Source organism: Bradyrhizobium lablabi (assembly GCF_018129385.1).
GTDB lineage: Bacteria > Pseudomonadota > Alphaproteobacteria > Rhizobiales > Xanthobacteraceae > Bradyrhizobium > Bradyrhizobium lablabi_C.
Genome location: NZ_JAFCLN010000026.1, coordinates 61,659 through 83,457, shown reverse-complemented (window position 1 = coordinate 83,457; position 21,799 = coordinate 61,659). Strand labels below are relative to the sequence as shown.

The 21,799-nt window shown below is 63.0% G+C and carries 8 protein-coding genes and 1 tRNA gene; 4 read left to right on the top strand and 5 right to left on the bottom strand.

What is annotated here, in order from left to right; translation table 11 throughout:
- Positions 1-17,825 (bottom strand): DUF5801 repeats-in-toxin domain-containing protein (locus JQ628_RS31665; RefSeq protein WP_212229738.1); only part of this gene is annotated, 17,825 nt, incomplete at its 3' end.
- 246 nt (positions 17,826-18,071) lie between these two features.
- On the opposite strand from JQ628_RS31665, the gene JQ628_RS31660 reads away from it, so the two are divergent.
- Positions 18,072-18,491: a hypothetical protein gene (locus tag JQ628_RS31660; protein ID WP_249128658.1), complete on the top strand. Its 420-nt coding sequence runs from the start codon at positions 18,072-18,074 to the stop codon at positions 18,489-18,491.
- 21 nt (positions 18,492-18,512) lie between these two features.
- Here the strand turns inward: JQ628_RS31660 and JQ628_RS31655 are convergent, their stop codons facing one another.
- Positions 18,513-18,998 (bottom strand): DUF3617 domain-containing protein, encoded by a 486-nt coding sequence (locus tag JQ628_RS31655; RefSeq protein ID WP_212229736.1) that lies wholly within the window; start codon positions 18,996-18,998, stop codon positions 18,513-18,515.
- A gap of 429 nt (positions 18,999-19,427) precedes the next feature.
- Here JQ628_RS31655 and JQ628_RS31650 point away from each other — a divergent pair, with 429 nt between their 5' ends.
- Positions 19,428-19,814: a hypothetical protein gene (locus JQ628_RS31650; RefSeq protein WP_249128657.1), complete on the top strand. Its 387-nt coding sequence runs from the start codon at positions 19,428-19,430 to the stop codon at positions 19,812-19,814.
- Positions 19,815-19,853: 39 nt separating this feature from the next.
- On the opposite strand, the gene JQ628_RS31645 is transcribed toward JQ628_RS31650, so the two are convergent.
- Positions 19,854-20,111, bottom strand: coding sequence for a hypothetical protein (locus tag JQ628_RS31645; RefSeq protein ID WP_212229734.1), 258 nt, complete (start codon positions 20,109-20,111; stop codon positions 19,854-19,856).
- Between the two features lie 140 nt (positions 20,112-20,251).
- Positions 20,252-20,629, bottom strand: a complete 378-nt coding sequence (locus tag JQ628_RS31640; protein WP_212229732.1) for a hypothetical protein — start codon at positions 20,627-20,629, stop codon at positions 20,252-20,254.
- A 182-nt stretch (positions 20,630-20,811) separates the two neighbouring features.
- On the opposite strand from JQ628_RS31640, the gene JQ628_RS31635 reads away from it, so the two are divergent.
- Entirely contained in the window at positions 20,812-21,027 is a 216-nt protein-coding gene (locus JQ628_RS31635) for a hypothetical protein (protein WP_212229730.1), read from the top strand.
- Between the two features lie 243 nt (positions 21,028-21,270).
- Positions 21,271-21,558: a hypothetical protein gene (locus tag JQ628_RS31630; RefSeq protein WP_433996178.1), complete on the top strand. Its 288-nt coding sequence runs from the start codon at positions 21,271-21,273 to the stop codon at positions 21,556-21,558.
- 149 nt (positions 21,559-21,707) lie between these two features.
- On the opposite strand, the gene JQ628_RS31625 is transcribed toward JQ628_RS31630, so the two are convergent.
- A tRNA-Pro gene (locus JQ628_RS31625) sits at positions 21,708-21,785 on the bottom strand.
- Positions 21,786-21,799: the final 14 nt, after the last annotated feature.

The window sequence follows — 21,799 nt, the reverse complement described above, 5'->3', positions numbered from 1 at the left end:
AGCTGCGGTGCGCTCGACACCGTCGCCGTCAGCGTGACGTTGCCGCCTTCCAGCACCGGCGGGTCGTTCAGCGTGATGGTGGTCGGATCGATGGTGTCGTTGACCGTCACGGTCGCGGTGTCGGTCTTGTCGATCGCTTCGAAATTGCCACCGACCACGCTTGTGATCGAAACCGGGATCACCTCGCCGTCGACATACACGTCTTCGCCTTGCGCCGGCTGCGGCGCGGAAGATGCGTTCAACTGTCCGGGCGTGAAGGTGATCACGACGCCATTGCTCAGCGTCACGACGACATCTTCAGTCGTCGCGTAGTTCATGTGCGCCGTGTAGACGATCGTCTGGTTCTCGAGAACGACGACGTCGTCGAGGGTCACGAAGTTGGTATTGATCGTGTCGTTGACCGTCACCGTCGCGGTGTCGGCGGTATTCAACGCCTCGTAATTGCCGCCGCTCGCAGCGGTGATCGAGACGGTGTAGGTCTCGTGATCGATGTAGGGGTCTTCGCCCTGGATCGGGAATGCCGTCGATGTGCCGGTGGTCTGACCGGCGAGGATCGTGATCGTCGCACCGTTGCTCAGGGTGAGATGCAGGTCGCTGCCCTGCGGTGCATGGTCCACGCTGGCCGAGATCGTCGCCGTACCCACGCCCTCGTTCACGGTCACGTCGTTCAGCGTCACCGCGGTCACGTCCGCATCGTCCGTGACGTTGAAGGTGAAGCTGGCGGTCGAAGTGTCGCCGTCGCGATCCGTGACGGTGAAGGTGCCGGTGACCGTGCCGCCAGTCAGATAGAAATCATCCCCCTGCGCCGTAAAGAGGTAGCTGCCGTCCGCCTTCACCTTCAGGGTGCCGTGGTCGGTGACGATCGCCTGGGAATAGTTCGAATCGGCCGGGTTGAACACCAACTCGGTGCCGTTGATATGCGTCACCTTCGCGCCATCGGCGCCCGGAGCAAAGTCCAGCGTGCCGGTAGTGGAAGTGCCCTCCACGACGTTCTGTGAAAGCTCCGCATTCGCAATTGGCGTGTCGTCATCGATCGAGACGGCGAGCGTGCCGGTGGTGCTGTCACCGTCCTTGTCGGTGACGGTGTAGGTCAGGTTGATATTGATGTTGTCTTCATAGGAAGTCTCGACCGCCGGCGTCGTCGACGGATTGTCGTGACCGGGGTGGTCGATCGCATGCAGCAGCGTGAACTGGTACGCGCCGGTTGCGGCGTTGGTGATCTCAACCTTGAACGCCGCATTCGCCGTCGTGCCATCGGGTGTTGCGTACAGCGTGTGGGTCGCGGAGACCCACACATATTGCAGGGCAACGCCACCGACCGTCACGGCAGCGCCGTTGACGTCGGTCACGGCAGTGTTGTTCAGCGAGGCGAAGCCCACCGCCGCCGGCTCATCGGCGCCGACCGCGAAGTGCAAGGTGCCGGTCAGGTTGGCCGAGCTGTCATCGCCGGTTCCGCCGGCATTGCCGCCGCCCAGGTCGTCCTCATTCGCAACGACCAGCGAGTTCGAGGCGGTGGTCGGGATATCGTTTTCGATGGTGACGATGAGCGAGCCCGTCAGGCCGACGCTGTCACCATCGAAGTCGGTGGCGCGGAACAGCGACGCCAGGTTGAGCTCCAGCGTGCCCGCATCGCCCGAGGCGTTCGAGTGGTCGACCTGGTCGAACAGCTTGAAGGTGAACGTGCCGTCGCCATTGTCGGTCAGCGTGAACACCGTGCGGCCGTCAGCTGCCTTGCCGGTGACCACGTCGGTCTCGACCTCAAACGCAACCGCGGATCCCTTCGAGGTGACGCCGGCCGAAGTGCCGTCCTTCGATACGTTGAACGACAGCGTCGGCGCATCGTCGGCGCCCACGGACACCAGCGAGGTGAACGCCGAGGCGCCGAACGTGATCGACGTCGGCTGGCTACCGCCTTCCTGATTGCCCGTCGACAGGCCGGTCAGCGTGTCCTCGAACACCGTGCCGACCGACGCGCTGCCGTTCAGCGCGACCGGCAGGTCGTCCTCGATGCCGATCGTGAACACACCGCCGTTCGTGGTGGTGACCGTCGTGGTCGAGAAGTTCTCCACACGGAATTTGTCGCCGTTCGCCACGTCGAAGCGGATGATGATGTGGTCGAAATCCGCCGCCGGATCGATCGTCACAAGGCCGCCATTGGCCGGGATGGTGATCGGCCCGCCGGTCACACCGGTGCTGCCGGACACGGGAAGGCTGCCGTTGTAGGCCTCCCAGGTGATCGTGCCGGTGACATTGCCGTTGATGGTGAAGCTGACCGCATCCGTGCCAGGCTTCGAGATGATGATGCCTTCGTTGTCCTCGAGAAGATTGTTGGCGACCGCGGCGCCCTGCCCGGACACATTGAAGGAGCTCTGGCTGAAGGTGTGGGTGTCGCTGCCGGTGAACTCGACGCCATGGAACGTCACGCCGCCGGTGGTGTAGCCGGCCGGATACGGATACTGGCCGGAGTGCATGGTAACGCCGGTGGTGACGCTCGTCGTCGTGCTCGGACCGGTGAGCGCAATCGTGTCGCCGTCCGCGTCGGTGAACTGGATCGCGTGCGTGAAGTCCAGCACCAGCTTCTGGCTGTCGTCGTTCGCCGGGACGTTCGGAATGTGGTCGATCTGGTCGATCAGCGTGAACGTATAGCTGCCGTTCGCCTGCACCTGCAGGGTGAATACCTGCCGGTCATTGGCGTCGAAGCCGCCGCTGTTGTTGCTGTCGACATAGCCGGTCAGCGTGTTGCCGCTGACCGAATACAGAACCGCGTCGCCCTTCGAGGTGACCGAAGTCAGTCCGGTCGGATTCTGGATCAGCGAGAACGTGCCGGGCGCGTCGACGCCGGCCGAGATCAGCGAGGTCAGCGAACCGGTGGCCACCGCCGACTGGCTGCCGTTCTCCTGGTTGCCGTCCGACTGGGTGTTGTTGAGCGCGTCTTCCTCGACGTGGTTGGTTTCCGTCGCCGAGCTCTGGACCGGAATGTCGTCGCGCACGTCGATCTTGAACGTGCCCGAGCCGAGGGTGACGGAATCGCCGTCGCCGTCGGTGGCGACGATGTAGCCCGACAGGTCGATCAGGTTTCCGGCGCCGAGCGTGTTCTCGGTGTTGTCGCCGGTCTGGCTGTCCAGCGTCGGATGATCGATCTGGTCCTTCAGCGTGAAGCTGTACGAACCATTCAGGCCGACCGTCAGCGTGAACACTTCGCGGTCGTTGAGGCTGTCGAAGCCGGAGCCGGCAACGCCGTTCTCGACATAGCCGTGCAGTGTCGTGCCGTCCGACACGATCAGGATCGGCTGGCCGTTCGAGGTGAACGTGGTGGTGGCCGGTGTCGTGACGGTCGCCAGGTGGAAGCCGTTCAGGCCCGGACCATCCGCGCCGAAATTGACAAAACCGCTCAGCGAGCCGGCAACGCCGGTCGCCGTCGCGCTCGGCGATACCGCACCGGTCTCGCCCAACCGGCCGGCATCGGCGTTATGACCGCTCAGGCCGTCTTCGTCGACGTCAGCCACGATCGGCGTGGCCGACCCGACCAGCGTCGGGGCGTCATCCTTGAACACCAGGTTGTCGGCAATATCGAGCGTAGCGCTCGTGCTGTCACCGTCGTGATCGGTGATGGTTGCCGTCAGGGTAATCAGGCTGGCAGTGGACGGATTCGTGGCCTGGTCCGGCCCGGAGTCCGGCGTGTGGACCACCGCGCGCTGCTGATCCAGCGTGACAACGCCATTGGCGTCGACGCTGACCGTGAACACGATCGCGCCGCTGGCCTGGGCGTTGGTGGCATCGGTGCCTTCGCGGCCGACAACCACCCCGCTCTCCAGGAACAGGAACACATGATGGCCGGTCGCGGTGTCGATCAGGGTCGAATCGACCCCGCTCGACGAGACGCCGACCGCATAGGTCAGCGTGCCCGCGCCATCAGCACCGAAGGACGACGTGAAGGCGCCCGCGAACGAAGCCGTGTTGTTCGTTCCGAGGAAGGTTTCATCGTCAGTGATGGTCGGCGCGCTGCTGTTAGATCCGACCACGGTCGGCGTATCGTCATCGACGTCGATGGTGAACGAGCCGGTGGAGATATCGCCGTCGAAGTCCGTCGCGGTGTAGCTGATCGTAAACTGGAGATTGTTCTCCGTGTTGTCGCCGGCCGCGTTGTCGAGCGACGGATGGTCGATCACATGGAGCTGGGTGACCGTATAGGCCCCCGTCGAGGCATTGGTCAGCGTCAACTCAAGGACCGGAGTTGCACCCTGCTTGATGACGATGTGGCTCGATGTCGACGACGGATCGAGCGTGAAACCGCTCGGCAGCGTGAAGCCGCTGAGCAGGAACGCGGTGGTGCCGGCACCGTCGGCGCCGAAATTGACGTTGAGGCTGGCGTTGACCGAGACCGGACCATTGGTCGCGGTGTCGTAGTCGTCCGGACCGCCGAGATTGCCGCTCAGCGCGTCTTCGTCGAGATAGGCGGTCGAGACGCCCGCAACCGGAACGTCGTTCTCGATCGACACGAGAATCGAGCCGAGGCCGAGATTGACGGCATCGCCGTCGAAATCGGTGGCAACGAGTGCCTTCGAGAGATCCAGCACCAGCGTTCCGGTGTCGCCAAGGCCGTCAAGACCGGTGGTGTCGCTGATGTGATCGATCTTGTCGCGCAGGTCGAACCTGAAGTCGCCGTTACCGACCGCCGAGATCTGGAACACGATGCGGTCGACGCCGGCATCATAGGTCAGGTTGTTGCCGCCAACTCCATTGGTGTAGCCGACGACGTTCGTGCCGTCGAAGCCAATGCGGATGTTGAGGCCGTGCGAGGTCGCGACTTCGCCGTTGCTCGTCAGCACGACGCCCGAGGCCGAGGTATTCAGGCTGAACACTGCCTGCTCGTCGGCACCCGGCAGCACCAGGGTCTGCAGGGCGGCATTCGTGAACAGCGCCTCGTCGGTCAGCGTGCTGCCGACATCCGGGTTGCCGTTGGTGAAGTCCACCGGCGTCGGCGCGCTCGTGCTCAGCGTATCTTCCGCGACGCTGATCGTGACGGTCGCGGTGGTATCCGCCGGGATGTCGTTCTCGACCTTGACGGTGAACGTACCGCTCGCCACCGGCGCGGTGTCGCCGTCATGGTCGGCGATCAGCAGTGCCGCCGAGAGGTTGAGTTCGAGGACTCCGCCGTCGCCCGACGCGTGCGGGTGATCGATCTGGTCCTGCAGGTCGAAAGTGATGTTGCCGTTTGCGGCCTGCGAGATGCGGAAGACGTCGTTCTCGCCGCCGTTGCGGATACCGTCGCCATTGACGTCGGCAAAGCCGACGACGTCGCCGCCGACGGTCGCGTATTTCACGACGAAACCGTGCGACGTCACGTCGTTGTTGTTGATGTCCTTGACCACGGTGCCGTTGGCAAACACGGACTGTAGGACGATCGATGCCGGCTCGTCGGCGCCGCTGCCGCCAATCAGGGTGTTGAGGGTGGCAGCGAGGAACACCGTCTTGTCGGTCACAGCGTCCGACGGGCCATTGCCCTCGGCAGCAATGCCGGTGGAGTTGTCGCCGCCGACACCGGCGCTGAGGTCATCCTCGTCGACCTGGCCGGACACGTAAGCGGATGCATTGGCAACCGGCATGTCGTCATCGACGCCGACCGTGAAGCTGCCGGTCACCGCATCGCCGTCGGAATCCGTGGCGGTGTAGTTGAACGTCAGGAAGATGTCGTTCTCTGCGTTGCCGGGCGCGTGATCGAGCTGGTCCTTCAGCACGACACGGAACGCACCGGTGCCTTCGTCGGACAGCGAGATTTCGATGACGGTACGGCCATTGGCCACGCCGGTCAGGACGGTGCCGTCGGCATTGGCCGAGAACACCACCGCATCGCCCTTCGACGTGAGCGACGAGACGCCCGACACGCCAACGGTCGTATTGGTGAACGTCAGGCTGCGGTCGCCGATGCCGTTCCAGGCATCCTGGATCAGCGTGCCGGACTGCGCCGGACCCGCTGCGGTATCGACACCGCTGTCGAGGTTGTCGGCCCCCCACTGGATGTTGAGATGGCCGGTCGCGGTCGCCTCGTTGTTGTCGCCGTCCGTGTTGGCGACACTGTTGTCGCCCGGTTGGGCATCGTGATTGCCGAAGGAGAGCGGCCCGGTCAGACCGTCTTCATCGACGAAGATCGCCCGGACAAGGCTGACATTGTCGATCAGCGCGCCGAGCTGGTTCTCCTGCCCAGCGCCCTGGAACGCCAGCTTGTCGCCGGGACCTGTGCCGATCACGCTGACCGTGATCAACTGCCAGACTCCGGGCGTCATTCCGGTGGAGTCGATGGTTTTGACGACCGTCCCGTTCCACAGGACGTTCAGGCTCGAACTGTCCGCGTCGCCCGCGCCGGGCCGCGGCGCATAATAGAACGTGAGCTCGTAGTTCTCGCCGGACTGCGTGCCGGCAACCACCTGCTGGATCGTCGTGTTGAGACGGAGCGGGCTCGAGTTGTTGAAGTGGTCGCCGCCGGACAGATTCCCGCCTGTCGGGTCGGAATCGAGTTCGACCAGCGAGTTGCCGTCCTGTGCAGGAACGCCGCTGACATTGCCGGTCTGGATTTCGAACGGAATGTCGCCGTTCGGGCCAGCCGCACCGATGTCGACCGTCGTCCAGCCGGGGATCGAGTGGTAGATCGACCACTGATTGTTGCCCAGATCGTCGTGGCCCTGCTCGAAGCTGCCGTTGACGATCAGGTTGGTGTTGGCAGCCGCCGATCCGATGATCGGCATGTCATCGTCGATGGAGATGCCGAACGTGCCGGTGATGGGATCGCCGTCGTGGTCGGTGACCGTGTAGGTCAGGTTGATGTTGATGTTGTCTTCGTAGGCCGTCTGCGTGCCCGTAACATTCGGGTCGTCATGCTCGGGGTGATCGACCTGACCCAGCAGCGTGAAGGTGTAGGCGCCGCTCGTCGGATTGATGCTGATCTTGAACGCGGCATGTCCGGCCGTGCCGTCCGGCGTCGCGTACAGCGTGTTGGTCGAGGAATCCCAGAGATAGCTCAGCGCCTGTCCGCCGGCGGTCACAGCATGGCCGGCAGTGTCCACGACCGCCGTGGAATTCATCGAAGCAAAGCCAACCGTGCCGGCGCCATCGGCGCCGAACGAGAACTGCAAGGTGCCGGTTGCCGACACCGCAGCCGTATCATCGCCCGGCGATGTCGTATTGTGGTTGCCGGCCGTCAGATCGTCCTCATCGACCGTGGCCAGGGTGTTCGATGCAACCGTCGGGGTATCGTCGTCGACGTTGATCGTCAGCGAGCCGTCGACCGTGTCGCCGTCGCTGTCGGTGACGCGATAGCTGACGTTGAGCAGAAGGTTCTCTTCGCTCGCGCCCGGTGCCGAGTGATCGATCTCGTTGAGCTGCTCGACCGTATAGGCGCCCGACGTCGCGTTGGTCAGCGTCACCTTGATCACGTCGACCAGCGTGTTGTCCTGCATCTGGCTGATGGTCAGCACCGTGCCGCCGGGGCTCAACGTGTAGATGAAGCCTGGAGTCGGATTCGTGCCGAGCAGCAACGTCGAGCCCGCGCCGTCCGTACCATAGTCATGCGCCAGCGTGCCGGTCAGGTTGGCAGCGGGGGTGCCGGTATAGTCGTCCGCTCCGCCGAGGTTCGGCGCGGCATCCGGATGGGTCGCCGTCTCGTCGTCGGTGTACACGGTCTGGTTTGCGGACACACTTGGCCCGTCGTCCTGAATCTGGAACACGCCGGTGCCGAGATTGATCGACGCGGTGGCCGTATCGCCATCGCCGTCGGTCACGGTCTGCACCAGCTTCAGCAGATCGGCATTTGACAGCGTCAGCGTCGAGGTGTCGTCGTCGTTGCCGGTATTGCCGTGCCAGATATTGGCGAACTGCGTGAAGGTGATCTGGCCCGTCGCCGGGTTCACCGTGATCTCGAAGTACTTGGCGGAGCCGACCGTACCCGTGATCGTGTTGCCGGACTGGTTCAGGACGATCGGGTCACCCTGGCCGATGCCGTCGTTGCCGACCACGGTGGTGTCGGTCGGATCCAGCGCGAACAGGCCGGAGTTGACGTTCGTTCCGTTCAGCACCAGCGCGTAGGTCGTGCTGCCCGCACCATCGCTGCCGTAGACCGGGGTTGCAAAGTTGTCCGCGAAGGTCCCGGTAATCGTCGCAAGCCCGTTCGGCGCCACACCGTCCGTGTCGGTGTCGAGCGGACGCGTTTCGTCCAGCACCAGCGTCTCGTTGCCAATCCCGAGCGCGGTCGCTGTCGGACCATCGTCCTGGAAGCCGATATACTTGCCGATGCTGATGGCCTGCGAGGAGACCTGGTCGAGGTCGTGGTCGGTGATGGTGACCGTGACGCGGATGGCGTCGTTGGCCATGACCACCTGCTCGTCATGCGAGGCGCCCGGCGTCGGGTGCTTCAGCGACAGGTATTGTGCAACATACAATTCGCCCGTCGTCGGGTTGATGGCGACGGCAAACGCCGCCGGATCGCCGGCGGTCGCCGTGCCGCTGTCGTCGTGGTCGACCCGGCCGACCACCTGCCCGCCTTCCAGGAACAGGTAGATCTTGTGGTTGTCGGTGGTGACCAGGCCGGAATCGACCGCCCCGTTCGCCCCGTTGATCGACAGCGTCAGCGCCACCGGATTGCTGGTCGCCGGACCGTCGGCGCCGTAATTGGCCGTAAACGTCACCGGCGAGACGCCGGCGCCGCTGCGCGCAAAGCCGATCGCGCCATTGTCGGCCGTGGCATCCGGATCGCTGCCCGGGTTGGCAACCCCGGCAAACAGCCCCGCGATCGTCGTCGAGCCGACCACCGTGCTGCCGGCGACGTCGTTCTGCCCGTTCGGGCCCTGGGCGCCGATCCCGCTGGTCTCGTCATGCACGACGATCGGGCCGCAATTGGCTTCGCTGCCCGGCGTGCCGGCCAGCGAGGCGATCAACTGGCTCAGGCTGCTGGAGAGATCGCCGGGCGACGTGATGCTGTCGGCATCGCCGCCCGTCCCTTCCACCTGGTCGAGCAGCGACAGCGCCGGGTTCGGGATCACCACCGACTGAAGGTCGATGTCGCCGGCCGTCGAGCTGCCGCCGGTTACCGAGAACTCGATATAGTCGATCAGCAGGCCGGCATTGCCGCCGGTGCCCGTCAGCGTGACATTGGTGCTGCCGTTGACGTCGCTGGAGCCGCTCTGCGTCCCGCCGCCGACGAAGTGGATCGTATAGGCAAAGTTGGTGTTGCCGCTGCTGGTGTTGTCGTCCAGCGTGAACGTGGCGCTGAGAACATTGAGGCCGCTAAAGCCGTTCGAGGTGTAGTTGGCCACCCCGAAATTGTTGAACGAGCCGAAGTCGAACCGCAGCAGTTCCGTCGTGTTGACGTTCTGGTCGCTGCTGCCGCCCTGCACGCCCCAGCCGTCATCGATACCGTCGCTGTTGCCGTTGACGTCGACAAGCTGGCCGTTGGTGGTGCCCGGCGCGGTCCAGCCCGACACCAGCGCGATCTGCGTCGAGCCGTTGCCGACGATGCGCGCGGTGTCGTTGTTGCCGGACGCGCTGTTCGCGTCATAGGACGACGACGAGTTGACGCTGACCGTCACCGTCGGCGAGCCGACATGGTAGGCCTGGATCGTGAAGGCCTGGTCGAGCCCGCCGCTGTTGCCTTCGGTCTCGCCGACCTCGTTGGAGCCGTCCGAGCCGAGGATCTGGTCGATCGCCGCCTGCGCCCCCACCGAGATCGTGCCGCCATTGTCGCCGTTCGCCGTGTTCGGCTCGCCGTCCGAGATGAAGATCAGCGAGTTGACGTCGGCGTTCGGCAGCGTGCCCGGCGCAACCGAAGGCTGCGTCACCGACACCAGGTCGACGTCGCCGGAATCGCCGTTGCCGACCGAGAACTCGACATAGGCGATCTGCTTGCCGGCATTGCTGCCGGTGCCGGCCAGCGTCAGCGACTCGCTCGGCCCGTCCACGCTGCGCACGCCGGTCTCTTCGCCGCCGCCGACGAACACGATCTTGTAGGAGAAGTCGGTGTCGCCGCCCGACGTCCGGTCGTCCAGCAGGAAGGTCGCGCTGGTGACCGGCACGCCGTTGAAGCCGCCGGAGACAAAGTTCGACACCGTGGTGGCGTTGAAGGTATTGTCGAACGCGCCGAAGTCGAAGCGCACCATCTGGCCCTGATCGATGGCGTCGTCGTTGGCGCCAAAGCCGTCGCCGATGTCGCCGCCGACATCGAGCAGCTGGCTGTTCGCCGTGCCCGGCGAGGTCCAGGCCGTCACCAGCGCGATCTGCGTCGAGCCGTTGCCGATGATCTGCGCGGTGTCGTTGTCGCCGCCCGGCTGGTTGGCGTCGAACGTCGAGATCGTGTTGTTGACCTCCAGCGTCGGCGTGTAGCCCTGGATGAACTGCAGCGCCTGCTGCAGCCCGGCCTCGTAGTTGGTGTTGCCGCCCGAGTTCAGCGCATCGACGTCGCTGATCGCATCATCCAGCGCGCTCTGCACCAGCGCGCCGTTGACGATGATGTCGTAGGTCCCCACCGCGCTCGCGGTGGTGTCGAACTGCACGATGTGGATCCGCACGTTCTGCGCACCCGACGAGCCGATCTGCTCCAGCAGGTTCTCCACCGCGTTCTGGACCAGCGACAGCTGCCCGGACTCGATGCTGCCCGAGGTGTCCAGCACCAGCACGAAGTTGGCGACATCGCCCGGCTCCGCCGGCGTGCTCTCGCAGATGTCGTCGGCGATCAGCGTCGGGGTGTCGTCGTCGACATTGATGGTCAGCGCGCCGTCGACCGTATCGCCGTCACCGTCGGTGACGCGATAGTTGACGTTGAGCAGCAGGTTCTCCTCGCTCGCCCCCGGCGCCGAATGATCGATCGCATTGAGCTGCTCGACCGTGTAGGCGCCCGACGTCGTGTTGGTCAGCGTCAGCTTCATGACGTCGACCGGCGAGCCGTCCTGGATCTGGCTGATGGTCAGCACCGTGCCGCCGGCGCTCAGCGTGTAGACGAAGCCGGGCGTCGGATTGGTGGCGAGCAGCAGCGTCGTGCCCGCACCGTCTGCGCCATAGGCGTGCGCCAGCGTGCCGGTCAGGTTCGCCGCCGGCGTGCCCGTATAGTCGTCCGCGCCGCCAAGGTTCGGCGCAGCATCCGTATGCGTCGCCGTCTCGTCGTCCGTGTAGACAATGGCGTTCTCGCCGGCCGTCGGCATGTCGTCATCGACGGAGACGATGAACTTGCTGCTGACGGCGTCGCCGTCGGAGTCGGTCGCGGTGTAGTTGAAGGTCAGCGCGATGTCGTTTTCGTTGCCGTTCGGCGCATGGTCGAGCTGGTCAAGCAGCACGAAGCGATAACTGCCGGTGCCGTCATCGGACAGCGATACTTCGAAAACGGCCCGTTCGCCGGCCATGCCGGTCAGCACGGTGCCGTCGCTGTTGAGATGGAAGGTCACCGCCTCGCCGTGCGAGGTCAGCGGCACGCCGCCGGCGACAGTGACGTTGGCATCGGTGAAGGTGACGCTGCGGTTGGCGGCGCCACCGGGCGCGTCCTGAACCAGCGTCCCGAACGATCCGGCCGTACCGTCGGGCGTGGCCGAATCCAGATTGTCGGCGCCCCACTGAATGTTCAAATTGCCGGTGGCGGTCGCTTCATTGTTATCGCCATCGGTATCGGGAACGACATTGTCACCGACCTGGCTGTCATGGTTGCCGAAGGCCGCCGGACCGGTCAGTCCGTCTTCGTCGACCACGGCGGTGGCGACGACCGACACGTTGGCCAGATAGGTGCCGTGATAGCCCTCGTCCGCCGCACCCGGAATCGTGGCGTGACCCTGCCCGACTTCGCGGAAGGTGATCTGGTCGTTGGCGGCAATGCCGCTCGCCGTGACGACGTAAGAATACGAAGTCATCGGACCGGTCGGATGGATGGTACCGATGACGGTGTTGTTCCAGATCACTTCCAGCGTGGCCGTTGCCGGATACGGCGCACCGGCCTCGAACTGGATCGCGTAGGTCTGCCCCGCGGTGAGGCCGCTAAGCTGCTGCGAAATCTGGATATTGCCGGGCGAAGCACCCATGTCGATCATCTCGCCATGGGTCGAGCTGTGCATGCCGAGATAGCCGTCAATGACGCGTTCGACTTGCAGGTGGCCCGAGCCCGGCGGCTCGAAAGTCGAGTTGGCAACCACCCAGCCGGTCACACCGTCAGGTTGCGCGATGCCGCCGAACGAGGCGGACGTGAACGTCCCCTGGCTGAAGTCGCCATTGGCGATCAGGTTGGTCGGCGCAGCGGCCAGGATCGGCATGTCGTCGTCGATCGAGACCGACAGCGTGCCGGTGGCGGTGTCGCCGTCCTTGTCGGTGACGGTGTAGGTCAGGTCGATGTTGATGTTGTCTTCATAGGCAGTCTCCACCGTTCCGGTGGTCGACGGATTGTCGTGACCGGGGTGGTCGAGCTGACCCAGCAGCGAGAAGCTGTAGGCGCCGGTCGAGGTATCCGTAACCTCGATCTTGAACGCTGCGTTACCGGCCGTGCCGTCCGGCGTCGCGTAGAGCGTGTTGGTCGCAGAGTCCCACAGATACGTCAGCGCGACGCCGCCCGCCTTGACGGCAGCACCGTTGGTATCGAGCACCGCCGCGCCATCGAGCGAGGCAAAGCCCACGGCAGCAGGCTCGTCCGCGCCGACCGCGAACTGTAGCGTGCCGGTGACCGGCGAAACCGACGTCGCATCGTCGCCGGGCGACGTCGTGTCGTGGTTGCCGGAAGCCAGATCGTCCTCATCCACCGTCACCAGCGTGTTCGACGCCGTGACCGGGATGTCGTCCTCGATGCTGATCGTGAAGCCGTCCGACAGCGTGATGGTGTCGCCATCGTCATCGGTGAACCGGATCGCCGACGACAGGTTCAGGATAAGCGTCTGGCTGTCATCGTTGGCCGGCGAGTTCGGGGTGTGATCGACCTGGTCGAGCAGCGTGAACTTGTAGTCGCCGTTCGACTGCACCTCGAGCGTGAACACCTGCCGGTCGCTTGCGTCGAAGCCGTTGTTGTTGCCGTCGACATAGCCGGTCAGCGTATTGCCGCTGACGGTGTACAGGACCGTCTCGCCCTTGGAGGTAACCGAGGTCAATCCGCTCGGATTCTGGACCAGCGAGAACGTGCCGAGTTCGTCGGCACCGATCGACACCAGCGAGCTCAGCGAGCCCGTTGCAACCGTGGTCTGGCCGCCCTCGGCATTGCCGATCGACTGATGGTTCGAGTTCGCGTCCGTCAGCGCGTCTTCCTGAACCGAGTCGGAGACGGTCGCCGAAGTGGCCTGCACGGGCACGTCGTCGTCGACGGAGACGATGAACTTGCCGTCGACGGCGTCGCCGTCGGAGTCGGTCGCGGTGTAGTTGAAGGTCAGCGCGATGTCGTTTTCGTTGCCGTTCGGCGCGTGATCGAGCTGGTCGAGCAGCACGAAGCGATAGCTGCCGGTGCCGTCATCGGACAGCGAAACCTCGAACACGGTCCGTTCGCCGGCCACGCCGGTCAACACGGTGCCATCGCTGTTGAGATGGAAGGTCACCTCGACGCCCTGCGAAGTCAGCGGCACGCCGCCGGCGACCGTGACGTTGGCATCGGTGAAGGTGACGCTGCGGTTGGCGGCGCCGCCGGGCGCGTCCTGGACCAGCGTCCCGAATGGTCCCGTGGTCGTATCAGCCGCCGCCGAATCCAGATTGTCGGCGCCCCACTGAATGTTCAGGTTGCCGGTCGCGGTCGCTTCATTGGCGTCGCCATCGGTGTTGGCATCGAGCGCATCACCCACCTGCGAATCGTGGTTGCCGAACGAAAGCTGACCGGTCAGGCCGTCCTCGTCGACCACGGCAGTGGCGATGACCGACACGTTGGCCAGATAGGTGCCGTGATAGCCCTCGTCCGCCGAACCCGCAATCGTGGCGTGACCCTGCCCGACTTCGCGGAAGGTGATCTGGTCGTTGGCGGCAATTCCGGTCGCCGTGACGACATAAGAATATGACGTCATCGGACCGGTCGGATGGATGGTGCCGATGACGGTGTTGTTCCAGATCACCTCGAGTGTGGCCGTTTCCGGATACGGCGCGCCGGCCTCGAACTGGATCGCGTAGGTCTGACCGGCGGTGAGGCCGCTAAGCTGCTGCGATATCTGGATATTGCCGGGCGAAGCGCCCATGTCGATCATGTCGCCATGGGTCGACGTGTGCATGCCCAGATAGCCGTCAAAGACGCGCTCGACCTGTAGGCCGCCCGGCGCCGGAGGCTCGAAGGTTGAATTGCTGACCACCCAGCCTGTGACACCACCAGGCCCTGCAACGCCGCCGAAGGCGGGGAATGAGGCAAACGTGCCCTGGCTAAAGTCGCCATTGCTAATGAGATTGACCGGCGCCTGAACCAGGATCGGCATGTCGTCGTCGATCGAGATCGACAGCGTTCCGGTCGCTGAATCCTGGTCAAAATCGGTGACGGTATACGTCAGATCGATGTTGATGTTGTCTTCATAGGCCGTCTGCGTGCCCTCAACGCCCGGATCGTCGTGGCCAGGGTGGTCGAGCTGGCCGAGCAGCGAGAAGCTGTAGGCGCCGGTCGACGGATTCGTGACCTCGATCTTGAACGCCGCGCTTCCGGCCGTGCCGTCCGGCGTCGCGTACAGCGTGTTGGTGGCAGAATCCCACAGATAGGTCAGCTCAACGCCGCCCGCCTTGACCGCGGCACCGTTGGTATCGAGCACCGCCGCGCCATCGAGCGAGGCAAAGCCCACGGTTGCAGACTCGTCCGCGCCAACCGAGAAGTTCAGCGTGCCGATGACCGGCGAGACCGCCGTCGTGTCGTCGCCCGGAGAGGTGGTGTCGCCATTTCCGGCCGGCGTCAGATCGTCTTCGTCGACACTGACCAGCGTGTTCGACGCCGTGACCGGGATGTCGTTTTCGACGGCAATATTGAACGTGCCATTGAGCACGATGCTGTCGCCGTCGGAATCCGTCGCCCGGAATGCCGATGCGAGATTGATGGTCAGCGTTTCGAAATCGCCAAAACCCTGGTGGTCGAGCTGATCGACCAGCGTGAAGGTGAAGGTCTGATCGCCGTTGTCGTGCAGCGTGAAGACGATGCGTTCGCCTGCCGAAGCAGTCAGGGTGTTTCCGCTCACCGAATAGGTGACGGGATCGCCGTGAGAGAACAGCGTCGGCGCCGTTGCATCGGAATTCAGGCTGAAGAAACTGCCAGGCTGATCGGCGCCAAAGGACACCAGGCCGGACAGATCCGCCGCCGTGATGACGACCGATGTATCGGTGTGGAACGGCTCCTGATTGCCGACCGACTGCTGGTTGTTCAAACCGTCTTCGTAGACGGTTGCGAAGGTGAACGAGCCCGAGCCCTCGCCTTCCCCTTCCGAGTTTCCGGGCAGCGCAATCGGCATGTCGTCGTCGATCGAGATCGACAGCGTTCCGGTTGCCGAATCGTGATCGAAGTCGGTGACGGTGTAGGTCAGGTCGATGTTGATATTGTCTTCATAGGCGGTCTGCGTGCCCTCAACGCCCGGATCGTCGTGGCCAGGATGGTCGAGCTGGCCCAGCAGCGAGAAGCTGTAGGCGCCGGTCGAGGGATTCGTGACCTCGATCTTGAACGCCGCGCTTCCGGCCGTGCCGTCCGGCGTCGCATAGAGCGTGTTGGTCGCGGAATCCCACAGATAGGTCAGCTCAACGCCGCCTGCCTTGACCGCGGCACCGTTGGTATCGAGCACCGCCGTGCCATCGAGCGAGGCAAAGCCCACGGTTGCGGATTCGTCGGCCCCGACCGTGAAGTTCAGTGTGCCGGTGACCGGCGAGACCGCGGTCGCATCGTCGCCCGGAGAGGTGGTGTCGCCATTGCCGGCCGGCGTCAGATCGTCTTCATCGACGCTGACCAGCGTGTTCGACGCCGTGACCGGGATGTCGTTTTCGACGGCAATATTGAATGTGCCGTCGAGCACGACGCTGTCGCCGTCGGAATCGGTCGCCAGGAACGCCGATGCGAGATTGATCGTCAGCGTTTCAAAATCGCCAAAGCCCTGGTGGTCGAGCTGATCGACCAGCGTGAAGGTGAAGGTCTGATCGCCGTTATCGTGCAGCGTGAAGACGGTGCGCCCCCCGGCCGATGCCGTCAGGGTATCGCCGACCACCGAGTAGCTGACGGGGTCGCCGTGAGAAAACAGAGCCGGCGCGGTTGCATCGGGATTCAGACTGAAGCTGCCGGGCTGGTCGACGCCGAACGATACGAGGCCGAGCAAGTCCGCGGCGGTGATGTTCACCGACGTGGCGGAATGGAAAGGCTCCTCGTTACCGAGCGACTGACCGTTGTTGAGGCCGTCTTCATAGACCGTTGCAAAGGTGAACGAGCCGGAGCCTTCCCCTTCCCCGTTGCCATCTCCCGGCAAGGCGATCGGCGTATCGTCATTGACGGTCAGCGACAGCGTTCCGCTGGCGGTGTCGCCGTCGTGATCGGTCACGTCATAGCTGAACGTGAAGCTCTGATTGTTCTCGTCCTGACCCGGCGCATGATTGATCGCATGCAACTGGGTGATGCTGTAGCTGCCCGATGTCGTGTCGGTCAGCGTTAGTTGCAGGACGTCAACGCTGACGCCGTTCTGCATCTGACTGACGGTCAGCACCGTTCCGGTCGCATCGACAGAGTAAGTGAAGCCCTCCGGCGCGCCGGCATCGTTCAGGAGGATAGTGCCGGCGTTGTCGGCGCCATAGCTGTGCGCGAGCGTGCCGGTTGCCGTGATCGGACCATTGGTGGCCGGGTCGAAATCGCCCGTACCGCCCTGATTGCCGCCGGCCAGCGCGTCTTCGTCGAAGACCACCGGTGTGTTCTCGCCGACTACGGGACTGTCGTCATCGACCGAAAGGCTGAGCGAGCCGTCGACGATATCGCCGTTGCTGTCGGTCACCCGATAGTTGAACACAAACGACAGGTCGTCCTCGGTGCCGCCGGCCGGATGATCGATTGCGTGCAGCTGTGTGATCGTGAAGGCGCCGTCGGTGGTGTTCGACAGGACGATCCGAATGATGTCTACATTGCCGCCGTTCTGAAACTGGCTGACGGTCACGACCGTGCCGCCGCCGCTCAGCGTGTAGGTAAAGCCAACGGGCGCTCCCGTCGCCAGGAGCAGCGTGGTCCCGGCGCCATCCGAGCCATAAGTGTGCGCGAGAATTCCGGTCGCGCTGATCGGACCGTTGGTGAGTGGGTCGCGATCGTCGGGGCCGCCGAGATTTCCGCCGTTCAATCCATCTTCGTCAAAGACGAGCTCTGCGTTGGCCGAGGTGGTGGGAAATCCATTGACGAGCAACCCGACCTCGAAGGTCGAGCTAAAGGTTCCGAGTTGTTCCTGACCGAGCAGATCGAGCGGATTGCCGGAGTTGAGCGGATCGACGGTCGGGTTGCTGAAATTGGCGCCGCTCGCCTGGGCGCCGCTGGCGCCACCATCGCCCGCAGCCGGCAGGACGGATTGGTCGGTAGAGATCGGAAACAGCGAGGCGAACTCGCCGATCGAAACTTCGCGGCCGGGCGCAACCTCGATGGTGAAGTTTTGCGCCGAGTCGTGCCGTGAATCGAAAAACGGCTCGACCGTAACCGTCGACTTGTTATCGAACAGAATGATCAGCTTCTCACCGACGCGGACCAGCGTGATCCGATCATTGGCGATCGATGTGAAGTCGAGCTGTACCTTTTGATCGTAGCCGACGTTGACGACGACCGCCTGCTCGGAAAGCGGCTTTGTCAGTTTGAAGATTCGGATTGGTGTGGCTTTATTGGAACCGGACGCGCCAGTAGCCTGCGCAACCTGAAACTGTGCGTTCATAAACCTACCCCTGCCCTAAAACTTTTTTCGCTAACCTGAATTCAAGTTGGCAAAAAACTTTTCGAAAATCTTAGGCGTTAGGGTATTGTTAACCGCAGCGAGGGTCAATGAAATCAAACAGTTAACGTTCGAATTTTGGTTGACAGTGGTAAATTGGGATCGAAATAGAATACGGTTCCAGAAACAGCTTTGATATGAGTAGCTTGGCGGGAACCTGATGGAACCGCCGGCGGTCGGAGGATCCAAATGAAGGTATTATTCTCCGGCGCGCTGTTCATCTTCGCGCTTTTTGCCGCTCCGGCGCATGCGCAAGAGACGCCTCGCACCGTCGAGAGAACCGTAAAGTCGCTGGCGAACAGCGACACCCAGATCGGCGTCTATCTGAACGTACTCCCGGACTGTTCGTCAGGGCCCTTGCCGACGATACGGCTGGTCGATGCGCCCGCCTCCGGCAAGGTGACGGTCAAGTCAGCCAAGGTGAAGGCAACGAATTACAAGGCCTGCCTTGCACTCGAGGTCCCCGCCTATGTCGCGTTCTACAAGTCGCCGCCCGGCTTTGTGGGCGATGATGCGATGACGATCGAGGTGAAATATTCCGGCGGCCGGACAGAGATTCAAAAAATCAGGGTCAATGTAAGCGGCCCTGGAGCCCAGCAGAAAATCTAGCCTTCTAAATGATCGCTCGGTTCAAGGAGAGATCCTCTGAACCACGACGGAGGAATCGTCCCGACTTGTCGCCTCTTCCTCGCAGTCACTAATTCTGCGAGCGGTGACAAAATCGGTTTTCGGGACAGTACCTGCAATCAGCTCATTGAATTCCGTGTACGCATCTTCGCTGTCGACCGTGATGACGGTGCGGACCGGTCCCATGTTGTCGCATCTTTTTGCGAATACGTAGGTGTTGTTTTCTCTTTCCGGCTTGGCTGAAACGCAGTTGCCGACGGTTGCCGGCGAAAAAGTCAGTTTCATCGCTTCGGTCGGATCGACGCAGCGCGTGGCTTCTTGTCGTACCAGTCGATGCTGCATCGTTGGATACGAGATGACATTATGCGTTCGCACGAAACGCCACATGCCCTTTCGAAAGCTGGGGCCGTCAAAGGTTTCTGCCGCGAGGCTGGATTGGGAAAACAAGACGCCAAGTAACGCGACAAGCGTCCCGATCAGACCGAACAAGCATTTCCGAAAGAATCTTGGGGTGGCGGATTTCTCGCAAAGGCGCATCAGGTGTTCTCTCCCGCTAGCCAAGCCAGTTGCGGAGGTCGGACCGAATCAGCGGCTGGGCCCGATGAAAGTTTCGGCCAATTCGGGCTCGGCAGCGACACCCTGAGAACTTCCGCCCGTGGTCGTGACCCGGCGTCGCTTTTGCGAACCACCGTTGTATGCCGGCAACACAATGGCTGCGCCGAAGAGCCAGCCGGCAACCGCCGGGGAAGTACGTGGCATCAGTGGTCCTTCCGCTTCCTGAACTGCGATACTGTCGATTTTTGCAGGCGCCAGGCGGGCCGAATGAGCATTCCAGCCCGTGGTTCTGGCAGCGGTTGCGACTTCCCCGCAGTTTGACCCAGCGAGCGATTTTTGCTCTGATTGGGTATACTTTCTTTTTTGGGGGCACCGATGCGCGCTGGTCTTGGAAAACTTCTCGCAAGCTTCACATTCCTCGGTGTTGCTGCAACGGTTCTTCCCAATCCATCCTCGGCTGCTGATCTGGGTCTGATTTCGTCAGGCCGGGGTGGCTGTTCGGAGATCGTTTTCGTCTGCGAAAACGGCCGGCAATATCCGCTCTGCCCGATCGCCGTGAGTGTCGTTGGCGAAGTCATCACCGCTTCGCTGCATACCGGCCACCGCGGTGGTGCGCATGTCCGGCTGGTGCCGATGGGTGTCGGATATCGTTATGCGGGCCGCGGCTTCTGGCTGGACGGCTTTCGCGACAACGCGGTCCTGAACTTCGGCAAGCACTCCCAGGTCGCCTGCACGATCCAGCAGTCCTGACGCGGAAGCTTCAGGATACCGGCGGCGGGATCTGAGGCGCTAGCCCTTGACGCGCAGCGCGGCGCGGCTTGTGCGCGGATACATATAAGCCTTGGGAGTGACATAGATGGGACAATGATCGTCCCACTGATATTGCTGCCAATTCCACTTCCAGCAGCCGGACTGAATTTCCGGATTGTATTCCCAGTTCAGACGATATGGCGGATCGCCGAACGGATAAGTGACGCTCTGCGCGCTGCTGGCGCAAGGCGCCATGATCAAGACTGCCGTCGCTCCAGCCCAAATCAATTTTTGCATAATGGCGCCTCAGCTATATGTGAATTATTGCGCAAGAGTGCCAAACGGCGCTGCCCTTATCAAGGGCTTTCAGGCGACGTTACGCACGGCTAACCCATGCGCCCCGCCTTGATCCGGATCGGCGGCGGTCGCGGTCCCCATCAATTCGTCTCGTTCTCGCCTCCCGGAGAGGTCGACGGCTTGGCTTCATTCTTGGCGTCATCCTTTCCGGCCTTTTCCATTCGCTTGCGACGTTCTTCAGCAGCGTCCTCCAGCTCCCAGGCGCGCGCCAGTCGCGCGGGCGGCGTCTCCTTCAACAGCCTGCCCCAGGCCGCGGCAAATCCCTTTCTCGCGTCGTCCAGACTGGAGGTCTTTCCTTCCGCCCAGGACGGCAGCGCCATCGGCACCGTGATATGCCACTCCCAGGCCGATACCGCGAACCGGATGCGTCCAATAATGTGCCCTTCGAAACGAAGAAGATAATCGTCCTTTACACCCGGCCATGTCGGAGCCGCGTTGAGGGTGATCGTCTTTGCCATGCCAATCCCAAAATTCTAAAATCAGAAAAAATCTATCTGCCTGCTGTATCCTTTGGCTCGCCCGATGCAAAGCAGAAGAACGTCTTTACGATTGCCGCATCAGCCGAAGCTTTCAAGGACGGTCCACGGACCAGGAGCCGGCATGGCAGGTCGCACGGCAGCTCGACAATGGAGGCGATCGGATGCGCATCAACGAAGACGCCGTCAGCTTTGCGGCTTTCTCGCTCGCGAAGGTGTTGGCCGGCGAATTGTTGCGGAAGGGAATCCTGACCAGAGAGGATTTGATTTCGGCGATCTCGACAGAGACGGATCAACAACGCACGATCGCCGAGCCTCTCAACCAGGATGCGGCGACCTTGCTGTCTGTCTATTGCGATGAGCTCAACGAAGGCGGCTGACGCCGTTGCCGCTGCACGCGTCCGTCACCGCGTGCGGCAGTTCGCAAAAACGATGCGCGTCGACGCGTGCTCGCTTCATCTTCAAACGCTGGACTTCAACGCAAGCGCCTTCATGAACAGGCATTCATGGAGGAAATGTCCGGTTCACGTTGGCGTGTGCGCGCTCGAACCGGCTTTCATCTGGCGCCGTCGAACTGGCGTGCGAATCCATTCCGGTTTCGCCAACAAGGAATGGAGATTCCAGTGTCGATGAAATTGAAGTTCACCACGGCCGCGTTCGCTGCCTTCGCAGCGATGGGTGCAATGCCCGGCTCGGCTTCCGCCACATCCATGATGATCTGCGACCAGGCAGTATCGATGCGCGCCTGCGGCGACCACATCGCCTATGTGCAATCGCTCGAGAAAAGGAAGGTTCGTCCGACCCCCGGCAGGACGGTCAACTACCTCGACCCGACCGACAATCCGGCTCTGCGTGATGCCGGCGGCGGTGGTGGTGGCGGCGGCGGCGGAGGTGGTGGCGGCGGCCGCTAAGCCAGCTCGTATTGCGTATCGCGCGCGCCGCCGGATCGCTCCGGCGGCGACTCGATGTCCGATGCAGGCGGCAGTCGCCGCCTCTCATCTGTCGCGATCTTTGAAAGCATTCCGCGACGCCATTTCGCGCCGGAATTCGGAAAAAACTTTGGTCGGAGCGAGAGGATTTGAACCTCCGACCCCTAGTCTCCCAGACTAGTGCGCTAACCGGGCTGCGCCACGCTCCGATGCCGTTCCCTTA

Coding starts and splice junctions, on each gene's coding strand:
- JQ628_RS31660 (WP_249128658.1), top strand. CDS start 18,072: ATGAAGGTATTATTCTCCGGCGCGCTGTTCATCTTCGCGCTTTTTGCC.
- JQ628_RS31640 (WP_212229732.1), bottom strand. CDS start 20,629: ATGGCAAAGACGATCACCCTCAACGCGGCTCCGACATGGCCGGGTGTA.
- JQ628_RS31635 (WP_212229730.1), top strand. CDS start 20,812: ATGCGCATCAACGAAGACGCCGTCAGCTTTGCGGCTTTCTCGCTCGCG.
- JQ628_RS31645 (WP_212229734.1), bottom strand. CDS start 20,111: ATGCAAAAATTGATTTGGGCTGGAGCGACGGCAGTCTTGATCATGGCG.